The sequence below is a fragment of the Streptomyces sp. NPDC058964 genome (assembly GCF_042741275.1).
GTDB lineage: Bacteria > Actinomycetota > Actinomycetes > Streptomycetales > Streptomycetaceae > Streptomyces.
The window spans coordinates 1-10282 of sequence record NZ_JBHYKH010000319.1 but is presented as its reverse complement, the minus strand read 5'-3'; the positions used below and the strand labels follow the sequence as shown (position 1 = coordinate 10282).

The following is a 10282-nucleotide window of genomic DNA, read 5'->3' as shown; positions in this document are numbered from 1 at the left end:
GGGGCGGCGGCGATCACCGGAACCACGCACACCCCGCCGGGGCGGCGCCGCCGCGCCAGGTCGCCCGTAGCTCGTCGAGGAGCGCCTCCGTGCGCGACGGCAGGCCGCGGGCACCGCTGCGGCCGAGGAGGTCGACGGCGAGGGCCCGGAGGCGGACGGTGTCACCGGTGGCGTGGGTGGCGCGCAGCAGCTCGTTCCACAGGCGCTCGTCGGCCGGTGCCGAGTTGAGGGCCGCGTTCAGGGCCTCGATCGCCTTCTCCGCACGGTCCTTCTCCAGGTGGAACGCGGACAGCGCGAGGCCGATGTCCGCGACCAGGAGCGGAAGTTGGGCGTCGACGATCTCGTGGGTGAGCCAGCGGTAGCGGCCCTCGGGCCGGTCGGCGAGCAGCGGTCCGCGGACCAGGACCAGCGCGTCGGTGAGCAGCCGTCCGCGGACGACGCGGCTGTCGACGCCCTTGCCCTGGGTGGCCTCGTGGTAGAGGGAGCGCAGCACGTCCAGGTCGGAGACGACGGACTTGGCGAGCGTGAGCCGCCCGGTCGCGTCGGCGCCGAGCCGGGGCGTGCCGTCGGGATCCGTCCCGAGCCAGGCGCGCAGCCGCTCGATGAGCGCGTCCCGAACGTCCTCGGTGACACCGCGCGGCCACAGCGCGGAGGCGAGCACCCGCGGATGCACGCCCTCGCGGTGCAGGAGCAGCAGGGCGAGTGCCTCGTGGAGCAGGGCGCTGCGTTCTCCGTCCGGGGTGTCGAGGCCGATGATCTCGTACGGCCCGACGAGCCGGGCATAGACCGCCGGACGCCCCTGCTCGCTGATGTCGACGAGGAACGGCGGGGTGGTGGCCGGACCGTCGGGGTCGTGCTCGGGGTCGGCCTCGACGAACAGCTCGACGACCGCGCGCTGCTGGACGGCGGGCAGCAGCTGCGCGTCGAGCTCCAGGCCGAGCAGCGGCGCGAGCAGCTTGCCCTCCGGGGTGATCTCCATCTCCCAGGCGGCGCCGGGCAGATCGCCGGTCTCGGCGCCGACGAGGTAGCCGATACCGAGACGGCCGGCGTCGGCGGCGAGTTCGGCGAGCCTGTTGGCATCATCGGCGGAGGGCTGGGCGGCGAGCAGGACGAGGTGCGGGGCCCAACGGGTGTGCTGCGCCGGCCCGGTGCGGCCGGTGAGCACGGAGTCGTGTCCGGCGGCGCCGAGGGCGCCCCGCCGCTGCCGGGTCTCGGCCTCCATCGTCTCGACGAGGGCCTCGATGCCGTCGAGGTGGCGCAGCCGGTTGGGGGCGAGCGCGGTCAGGTCCTCGCCGAAGCCGACAAGGGTGATGGTCATGCGGTCCGACCAGCCGCTGGTGGCGAGTTCGGCGGCGACGGAGGCGAACACGGCGGCCCGGTCGGCCTCGCGTCCGCTCAGGGAGACGATGCCGGGCACGGCCTCCAGGTTGAGCAGCAGCCGCGAGTCGTCCATGGTGCCGAGGCTGACGAGACCGGGGTACGGCGCCGCGGTGTCGGCCTCCTCGTACCTCTCGGCGTCCGCGCGGGCCAGCATCCAGAACGTCTGGTCCTGGCCGACCTGCCAGGGAGCGGGCGGCTTTCCGGCCGGCTGGGCGAGCTGGAGGTGCAGGTCGCCGTTGCTGAGCCAGGCGGCGTAGACGAGGGGCAGCGGGCGCGACTCCGCGGCGAGGGAGGCGGCGAGGCCCCGCAGGGAGCGGTCGAGGAGCCGTACGCCCTCCGGGTCGGCGCCGACGAGCAGCGCGTCCTGGACGTCCTGGGCGTCACCCGTGGGCGTCGGCGGCTCCATGCCGCGCCGCCCGCCGACGGCTCCGAACGCCGACTGCCACAGCGCCTGCCGGCGTCGGCGGCCGAGGGCGCCGAGAAGGCCCGCGGCGAGGAGCGGGGCACCGAGGAGGGCTTCGGGAAGGCCGAAGGAGTGGCTGACGGAACCGCTGTCGGCGGCCGGGGTGGCGTGCTGCTGCTCCTGGTCCCCGTCCGAGGCGGGCCGCTGCTGGGGCAGGGAGACGTGGGAGGCTCCGGAACCGCCGCCGCTCGCGTGCTGCCCCTGTCGCCGTTCCTGGGCGTGATCCCCGGTCTTGGCGTAGTCGTGGATCTGCTGCCTTACCTCGTGGGAGACGTGGGCGTCGGGGTTCTCGACGAGCTCGCCGCCGTGCGCGTCGCCGGGCATCTCCATGATCCAGCCGGGTCGGATGAGGCTGGCCTCGGAGAGGCGCGAACCGTCGGGCTGGATCCGGTCCTTGTTGAGCTCGTAGATCTCCTTGTACCGGCGGCCGTCGCCGAGGTGGCGCTGCGCTATCTCCCAGAGGGAGTCGTGGTGGCGGCCCTCGGGCGGCTGGATCCGGTAGTACTTGGTGTCCCCCGCCTTGGCGGTACCGCCTGAGGCGTCGGCCTGCGAGGCGGCGTGGGAGGCCTGCTCGGCGAGGGCGGCCGCGGTGCTCGCGGCCTGCTCCTGCTGCTGCGCGAACAGCCCCGGGGTCTGCTGGGCCGCGGCGACCGTCCCCTTCTGGTTGCCCTCCAGGCTGTGGCCGAGCTGCGAGAGCCCCGGCGTGAGACTGGCCGCGGTCGCGCCGACGAGCAGCAGCGCGGCGACGAGCTGCCGGGCGAGCAGCTGGCTGGGGCCGGCGCCGGGAACGCGGCCGGGGATCCCCACGCCGGACAGCGCGGCCTTCACCTCGACGAGCACGCAGGCCGTGAACTGGGCCCAGGCGAGCCATACGATCACGGTGAGGACGTGCAGGAAGGTCTGGACCGTGATCTCCTGCTGCAGCCAGTCCAGCGACGGCACCCCGTGCGGCAGCGGCCACCCGACTTCGACGGCGAGCGCGCCGGGCACGCCGACGACAAGCACGAGCAGTGCGATGAACGCGAGGAAGGCCTTGACGAAGTCCCCGAACGTACGCCGCCGGATGCGCACCGGCTGCGGTGTCCGATTCCGCGGGCCCGTCGGGCTTCCCGTCGAGCTTGATGTGCTGCGTCGCGCCATGGCGGGTGTCCTGGGTCGTGTGTGGGAGGAGTTGGTTCGGGGGGTGGGTCGAGCCTACAGAGATCCTATTGACTGCGACTGACAGCGTCGAAGGGGACCACAGCGGATCCAGGGGCTCATCGCCGCCCGATTCCTCATCTCCCGTCCCATAGGCCCAGGTTGCGCCACGCCACCCGCCCGGCAGAGACGCGCTGCCCGACCGCCACGCACCCCACCCTCACATACCCCACACATCCAACTCCGGCCCGGCTCGACCGCGGTGTCCTCAGTCCCGCAGGAGTGCCAGGGCGAACGCGACGAGTTCGCCGAGGCCGACCTCACGCGGGGTGCCGTTCTCGCTATCCACTCGGCAACGAACCAGGTCCCGTGCCATTCGACGCGCCACACCCCGCCGTGCCGGTTCCCGTACTCGACGAAGCTCCCCGCGCCCCGTCCATCACACGCGCCCCGTCCATCACAAGGGACCCGTCACACCGTCAGCGTCCCCGCGATGTCGTCCCCCAGCTTCTCCGCCGGCTCGTCCAGGATCGGTTCCGTCCAGGAGAGGGCCAGGGTGAGCGCTGTCTCCATGCCCTCCGGGCGGACGCCGTAGAAGAGGGAGCGGATCACCGGGCGGGGGCCCAGCAGGCGTTTCCTCTCGCCGATGAAGTTCTGGCGGATGCGGACGGCGTCGCCCAGGGGCAGGCGCAGCTCTCGGACGTCCGGTTCGCCGAAGTCCCGTACCGTCATGTGTTGCGTCAGCCAGGCGAGGGAGACGTCGGGAACCGTGTCGTCGGGATGGATGGCGTCCAGTTCCATGACGGCGGCCACCACGTCGTGCCCGCTCACGTACCAGCCGAAGGCGGCGAGAGGGGCGCGTGCGCGGCTGTCGGCGGCCGCCCGCTTCAGGCCCCGGGTCAGGGCCCGGACGTCGGCTCGCTCGCCGTCGCGTGCGTAGCGGCGGGCCAGCTCCTCGGCCTGGTACTTGGCCCAGTGGTCCAGGTCCAGGTCCGAGTCGTCCGTGCCGGTGACCGGGAAGGGCACCCAGTCCTCCGAGCACTCCAGCCCGAGGTTCGAGAGGTCGTCGGTCATGCGGGATCGTCACTCCGTCCAGGTCAGCGAGGGCCGCGACCGCGTCGAAGAGTTCCGCCATCGCGTCGGCGTTCGGCTCCAGCGGCGTCGAGAAGGTGGGCAGGAGGAACGCGTCCTTGGCGGACGAGAGCGCGGAAGGGCCTGTTCCTTCTGCCGGTTGCACTTCTTGCTGTCCGGATCGTCCTTCGGGGTGTCGTGGGGCTGTCCGTCGAGGGACTTCCGTGCCGAGGAGAGGTCGTCGTACGCGGTCTCGGCGTCCTGCAGGGCCTTGTCGGCCATCACTTGGCGGGCGGAGCGCGGTGCACGGCGCCCGGTCCGGCGCCGCGGGCACCGCTCACCCGGTACCGCGCACCGGACTTCTCCGCCGTGCGCGCACACATCACTTCCGTCGGCCGCATGGCGACGTACAGCTCGTACGACGGCGCCCGGGCCCCACGGCTCAGCCGACCTCGTTCTCGGCCACCGCCCGGCCGTGGACCACAACGTTCCCGCCGTAGAACATGCCGGTGAAGACGGGCTCGTAGGTGAGCTGGACCTCGACCTCCACCTGTTCGGCGTCGGCCGCCACACAGTGCGTCGCGGCGATGTCCGCGCCGGACATGTCCATCTCGCGGGCGTAGGCCTTCACCCGGGCGTCGCAGTTCTGGAAGTTGATCGGGGCGGCGCCGCCCGGGTTGTCGTAGAGAGCTTCCTTGTCGATGTCCTGGGCGGCGTAGCGGGCCGCCTGTTCCGCGATGTCGGCGGCCCGTTCGCGCTTGGAGATCGACAGGCCGCCGTCGATCACGAAGGCGGAGAGGGAGAGGAAGACCAGGGCGAAGATGATCACCGCTCCGGCGCCCGAGCCCCGGTCGTCCAGCCGGACTCGGCGGGTGGACCACCAGCCCCGTACGGCATGCCTCACGCCGACCTCCGGAACGGGTCCAGCGACGAGGAGAAGCTGGCGGACAGCTGGGTGGGGACGTCGAGGCCGAGCATCGCCAGACCACGGACCTGGCAGCTCACCTCCACCGTGAAGAACGGGTCGACGTCCGGGTCGAAGCCCGCGCTCTTCTGCACGACGGACACCGGGCCCGAGCAGACGTCCGCGAGGTCGGCCTCGGCGGCCTTGCGGGCCTCCGCCATCGCCGTGGCGTGGTCCTTCTGGATGGAGCCAGCGCGGGCCGCGTCGCGCGCCGCACCGTCCAGTGCGCCCCGGCCGTCGACCAGCTGCCCGAAGGCCACCAGGACCAGGATGAACATGATCATCACGGGGGCGAGGATCACGACCTCGACGGTCGACAGGCCCCGGTCGTCATCGGCGAACCGCTCCCCTGCGGAGGTGAGGTCCATCTAGTTCCCCCCTGGGTCCTTCACGAACCGCTCCACCGGCCCCGCCGACTGCGCGTGCACCGTCAGGTCGAGTCCGGGGAACACGGTCGGCACCCGCGCCGAGATCTCCACGCCCACCGTGTTCTGCTCCGGCTGGAGCATCTTCACGTCCGGCGACAGGACCAGCTGCGGGCCGAGCTGGCGGATGTAGGAGTCGACCACGTCCCGGGCCTCACCCCGCCACGCACCCGGCTGCTCGTCGGCCGTGGCGCGGGCCTTGCGGGCACCCGCCTGGGCCGCGGCCTGGGCCACGTGGTCGGCGAAGAAGTACAGCGCGAACTGGACCGTCGCGAAGATCATGAAGAAGAGGACGGGAGTGAGCAGCACGAACTCGATCGCGGTCATGCCGGAGTCACCGGTCTCGCCGCGCGCGGCGTCGGCGCGGCGGCGCGCCCATCTGCCCAGGTCCCTGAACAACCCCGTCATCCCCGTCGTCGTGTCGTCCGTGCGGTCAGCAGGTCTTGCTCGCGCTGGCGCCCTTGATGCAGTCGCCGACCTTGTTGGCTCCGTCGCTCAGCGCGGCGTTGATGATCGCCGCCACCACGCCGACGATGGCCACGACGACCGCGGAGATGATGACCCACTCGACCGCGGAGGCACCGCGGTCGAGTTCGCCGGAACGCGCGCGCTGCACGCGGGCCTGCAGGAAAGTGACCAGGAAGTCCACCGCCGGGATTCCGGTGCGGACGGTACGGACAGAGCGGTCGGTCATGGAAGTTGTCCTCTCGGCTCAGCTCAACTCGGTTCGGTTGTCTGGGCAGTGGATGGAGCGGATACGGGACGTAGGACGGTTCGTACGAGTCGAACGGTTCACACCTGGAACACCCGCATCGCCGCCGGGAAGATCAGGAACACCAGGAAGCCGGCGCACAGCAGCAGCTGGGCCACGAGCATCGACTGCGACTTCTCGCCCGCGCTGCCCTCGATCTCGGAGAGTTCGCGGTGCCGCATGGTCTCGGCACGGGAGGCGAGCGACTCACGGACCTTGGCGCCGTCGTCGGCGACCAGGGCCAGCGACGCCGACAGGTCCTTCAGCTCCTCGACGCCCAGTTCCTCGCCCAGCGCGCCGAGGGCCTGCCACTGGCTGACACCGGTGATACGGGCGTCGGACAGGGCGTTGCGGATGCGCTGGTTGGCCCAGCCGTCGGAGACCTCGGCCGCCGCCATCAGGGCCTCCGGGAGGCCCCGGCCGCCGGCCAGGCTCATCGACACCAGGTCCAGGTAGGCACCGATCACCCGGCGGAGGTCGCGACGCTTGTCGGCCGCGTCCCGCCGTACCTCCAGGTCCGGCAGGAAGAAGAACAGCGCCGCACAGAGCAGGGCCAGCCAGACCGGGATGACCGGGCTGGAGCCGAAGCCCAGCGTCCAGACGACCGCGAACAGGAACGGGCCGAAGAACAGGCCCGCCACGCCCAGCAGCACCTTCGTCGCCAGGAACTTCTCCCAGCTGCGGTCCAGCACGGCGAGGTCCGCGCGCAGCGAGCGCTGCTCCCAGCCCTGCTGGAGGTAGAACTCGGAGACCCGGGCGCCGATCTCGGCCCTCAGCGACCCGAAGCGCCCGGTGTCCTTCGTCTGCCGGACCGACTCGTACGCCGTTCCGCGCGCCCGCAGCGCGTCGATGCGGGCGACCTGGGAGACCGCGCTGCGTCTGGTCGGCATGAGGGCCCGGATGAGCGCGTAGACACCCAGTCCGAAAGTCACACCGACCACGATCGGCATCGTCAGGTTCACCGGCGTGCACCTTCCTCCGGCTGGAACGGCTGCGCCTGAGCGCCCTGCTGGGCCGGTGTGCGGGGCCGTACGAACTGCACGGACGACTCGTCGCGGATCAGGAAGCGCTCGGGCGTCTCGATCGTCGACAGCTTGCGCAGCCACCAGAAGCCGAGCGCGAACAGAGCGCAGACCAGGGCGAGTACGAGCTGGCCCACCGCGGTGCCGTACGGCTTCACGAAGTCGCGGTTGAAGACGGCGAGGCCGAGGACGAAGGCGATGGAGACGGCGACCACGATCTGCACCGAGCGCCGCGTCGAGGCGCGCTGGGCCATCACGCGCTGGCGCATGTCAACCTCCTCGCGGGCCGACTTGGCCAGCGCGCCGAGGACCTGGCGCAGACCCGGGCCGCGCAGGCGGGCGTTGAGGATCAGCGCCGCCACGATGATGTCCGCGGACGCGTCGTCGATCTCGTCGGCGAGCATCTGAAGCGCGTCGGGCAGCGGGGTGCGGGCGCGCAGCTTGTCCACGAGGGCGTCGAGGTGCGGCCGGAGGATGGGGGCCGCGGCGCGGGCGGAGGCCGGAATGGCCTGCTCCAGGCCGACGGCACCGGCGATCGTGTCGCGCAGGGACTCCGTCCAGGAGGCGAGCGCCTCCACGCGCCGCATGGCGGCCCGTTCCTCCGCCGCGCCGCCGAAGAGGCGGTCCCAGAAGAAGACCAGGACGCCGGCCGCGATGCCGGCCACCGCCCAGCGGGTGAGCAGCAGGACGGCGAGCCCGATGATGGCGGCGAGCGAGCCGCGCTGACCGGCGAACCGGATGAGTTCGGCGGCCCGTTCGTTGGCCTTCTGCTTCTCGTGGTCGGGCTTGGCGGGCAGTCCGCGCACGGCGATCATCAGCAGCGCGAGTCCGCCGCCCACGGCGACACCGCTGCCGATGGAGTACAGGACCTCGGTGGAGAAGAGGCCGCCCATGGAGCCGAGCGAGCCGAGAGCCGAGTAGGTCATGCCGGTCACCCCCATGCCCCGTGCGGCTGGTAGCCGTACGCCATCAGGTCCTCCAGGCAGGCTATGGGTGCGTGCGGTACGACCCGTCCGTCGGGGGCCTCCGCGAACACCTCGCTGGACAGCACGCGCCCGTCGACGCCGTTGACCTCGCGGACGGAGGTGACCATGCGCTGGAGCCGCCCGCCCGTCTGGTAGTTGTTGCGGCGCTGGATGAACACGACGAAGTTCACCGCGCCCGCGATCAGCATCTGGCTGGCCTCGATGGGCAGCCGCTCGGAGGCCTGCAGCGCGTACGTGGAGATACGGTTGAAGACCTCGCTGGAGCTGTTGGCGTGGATCGTGGACAGCGAGCCGTCGTTGCCCTGGGACATCGCGTTGAGCATGGTCACGATCTCGTCGCCGAGGACCTCACCGACGATGACCCGGGAGGGGTTCATACGCAGGGACCGGCGGACCAGTTCGGCCATGGCGATGGCGCCCTGCCCCTCGGAGTTGGGCAGCCGTTCCTCGAACGCCACGACGTTGGGGTGGAGTTCGGGGAACGTGTCGAGGCCGAGTTCCAGGGCACGCTCGACGGTGATGAGGCGCTCGTGCGGCGGGATCTCGTTGGCGAGGGCGCGCAGCAGCGTCGTCTTTCCGGCGTTGGTGGCGCCCGCGATCATGATGTTCTTCCGGGCGCGGACCGCGCAGGCCATGAAGTGCGCGACCTCGGGCGTCAGCGTCCCGTTGCCGACGAGGTCGGAGATGAAGACCTTGCCCATGCGGGCGCGACGGATGGACAGCGCGGGCCGCCGGGCGACGTCCATCACGGCCGACAGACGCGAGCCGTCGGGCAGCCGCAGGTCGAGCTGGGGGTTGGCGGAGTCGAACGGACGCGACGACAGACCGGAGTAGGCGCCGAGCACCTGGATCAGCTCGATGAGCTCCTCGTCGGTCTCGGCGACGGGATCCCCCTTCACTTCCCGTCCGTCGCTGTACCCGACGAAGACCTGGTCGCACCCGTTGATGTCGATGTTCTCGACGTCGGGGTTGTCCAGCAGGGGCTGGAGCCGGCCAACGCCGAACAGCGCGGCGTGCACGGCGGCCGCGTACTGCTCCTCGGTCTCCGCGTCGAGGGGGGTGCGGCCCGCGTTGATCTCGGTGCGGGCGTACTCCTCCAGGATCTGGGCTATGACCGCGCGCGCGTACTGCCGCTCGTCCTCCGTGGACATCGGCGAGACGCCGTTGACCTGGTCGAGACGGCGCTGCTCGGCGATGCGGTCACCGGCCTCCTGCCGGAACCGCTTGACCAACTGGTGGTCGACAGCGGTCATCGGCCGGCCCCCGCGTGGCCCTGGTCGCTCTGCTGGGCGTGGCCGGGCTGGTGGCCCTGACCGGCGTGGTGGGCCTGACCTGCCTGATGGGCCTGGTTGGCCTGGGCGGACGCGGCCCAGGCGGTGCCGTACTGCTGGTACAGGTCCGCGGTGACCTTGCGGGCCGACCGGATGAGCAGGGACTTGTCGAGGCGCCCGCGCTTGCGGCCGGCCAGCTGTTCGGCGCCGGTCGGATCGTCCGCGATGGTGCCGACCACCCGGGCGCCGGTCTGGGAGTGCACCAGCATGTCGTTGACCTGGTTGACGAGCTTGCCGGAGCTGCCCGGGTCGGTGATCAGGACGACGCCGATCATCGGGGTGGCCAGGGCCGCGGCGCCGCGCGGTCCGCCGTGCAGCTTGGCGGAGAGGGCGGCGGCCCGGTCCCGGACGCGGGCCAGGGCCTCGGGCTCCGTGCGCGAGACGAGCAGGACGAGGGCGGCGTGCGGGAACAGCTCCACGGCCGGCGTGTCCCCGCTGATGCGTCCGCAGTCGGCGATGACGTCGGCGGGCGAGTTCGGGGAGTCGGCGAGGGAGGCGAAGGCGTGGCCGAGGGTGGGCCAGAGCCCGGCGAGCCCGGTGGCCTGCTCGGCGATCCCGAGACCGACGAGAACTTCGAGCCCGCCGCTCAACGGCTGGACATGGTCCCAGAGTTGGTCCGGCACGAGACCGCGGCGAGCGGTCGCCGCTATGGACAGCATGCCGATGTTCGGGTTGAGCTGACCGCCGTGCGCGGCGGCACTGCGGTAGACCAGGTCGCCGCCCGCCGGATCGGACTCGGCGAGCAGCGAGCG

General features: G+C 71.8%; 10 protein-coding genes. All 10 read right to left on the bottom strand.

Annotated features, from left to right (window positions below):
* Positions 1-13 precede the first annotated feature (13 nt).
* On the bottom strand, positions 14-2983 hold the full coding sequence (locus ACFW2E_RS30975; RefSeq protein WP_384470379.1) for a BTAD domain-containing putative transcriptional regulator: 2970 nt from the start codon (positions 2981-2983) through the stop codon (positions 14-16).
* Between the two features lie 468 nt (positions 2984-3451).
* Positions 3452-4054, bottom strand: coding sequence for a hypothetical protein (locus tag ACFW2E_RS30970; protein ID WP_384470378.1), 603 nt, complete (start codon positions 4052-4054; stop codon positions 3452-3454).
* 439 nt (positions 4055-4493) lie between these two features.
* A complete protein-coding gene (locus ACFW2E_RS30965; protein ID WP_384470377.1) occupies positions 4494-4955 on the bottom strand; it encodes a TadE/TadG family type IV pilus assembly protein in 462 nt (153 codons plus the stop codon).
* The gene (locus ACFW2E_RS30960) at positions 4952-5383 is read right to left on the bottom strand and encodes a TadE/TadG family type IV pilus assembly protein (protein WP_384470376.1); all 432 of its coding nucleotides are present in this window, start codon (positions 5381-5383) and stop codon (positions 4952-4954) included. Before ACFW2E_RS30960 ends, ACFW2E_RS30965 begins: the two co-directional genes overlap by 4 nt.
* On the bottom strand, positions 5384-5848 hold the full coding sequence (locus ACFW2E_RS30955) for a TadE family protein (RefSeq protein ID WP_384470375.1): 465 nt from the start codon (positions 5846-5848) through the stop codon (positions 5384-5386).
* 25 nt (positions 5849-5873) lie between these two features.
* A complete protein-coding gene (locus ACFW2E_RS30950; RefSeq protein ID WP_384470374.1) occupies positions 5874-6134 on the bottom strand; it encodes a hypothetical protein in 261 nt (86 codons plus the stop codon).
* Positions 6135-6232: 98 nt separating this feature from the next.
* Entirely contained in the window at positions 6233-7153 is a 921-nt protein-coding gene (locus tag ACFW2E_RS30945; RefSeq protein ID WP_384470373.1) for a type II secretion system F family protein, read from the bottom strand.
* Positions 7150-8139, bottom strand: coding sequence for a type II secretion system F family protein (locus tag ACFW2E_RS30940; RefSeq protein WP_384470372.1), 990 nt, complete (start codon positions 8137-8139; stop codon positions 7150-7152). The genes ACFW2E_RS30945 and ACFW2E_RS30940 overlap by 4 nt, the downstream gene beginning before the upstream one ends.
* 5 nt (positions 8140-8144) lie before the next feature.
* Positions 8145-9452, bottom strand: coding sequence for a CpaF family protein (locus ACFW2E_RS30935; protein WP_384470371.1), 1308 nt, complete (start codon positions 9450-9452; stop codon positions 8145-8147).
* Positions 9449-10282: hypothetical protein (locus tag ACFW2E_RS30930; protein WP_384470370.1), on the bottom strand; the 834-nt coding region annotated here is incomplete at its 5' end. The genes ACFW2E_RS30935 and ACFW2E_RS30930, both read right to left, overlap by 4 nt.

What these genes read in the sequence shown, in the direction of transcription:
- ACFW2E_RS30975 (WP_384470379.1), bottom strand. Translation starts at nt 2,983, where the DNA reads ATGGCGCGACGCAGCACATCAAGCTCGACGGGAAGCCCGACGGGCCCG.
- ACFW2E_RS30970 (WP_384470378.1), bottom strand. Translation starts at nt 4,054, where the DNA reads ATGACCGACGACCTCTCGAACCTCGGGCTGGAGTGCTCGGAGGACTGG.
- ACFW2E_RS30960 (WP_384470376.1), bottom strand. Translation starts at nt 5,383, where the DNA reads ATGGACCTCACCTCCGCAGGGGAGCGGTTCGCCGATGACGACCGGGGC.
- ACFW2E_RS30955 (WP_384470375.1), bottom strand. Translation starts at nt 5,848, where the DNA reads ATGACGGGGTTGTTCAGGGACCTGGGCAGATGGGCGCGCCGCCGCGCC.
- ACFW2E_RS30950 (WP_384470374.1), bottom strand. Translation starts at nt 6,134, where the DNA reads ATGACCGACCGCTCTGTCCGTACCGTCCGCACCGGAATCCCGGCGGTG.
- ACFW2E_RS30940 (WP_384470372.1), bottom strand. Translation starts at nt 8,139, where the DNA reads ATGACCTACTCGGCTCTCGGCTCGCTCGGCTCCATGGGCGGCCTCTTC.
- ACFW2E_RS30935 (WP_384470371.1), bottom strand. Translation starts at nt 9,452, where the DNA reads ATGACCGCTGTCGACCACCAGTTGGTCAAGCGGTTCCGGCAGGAGGCC.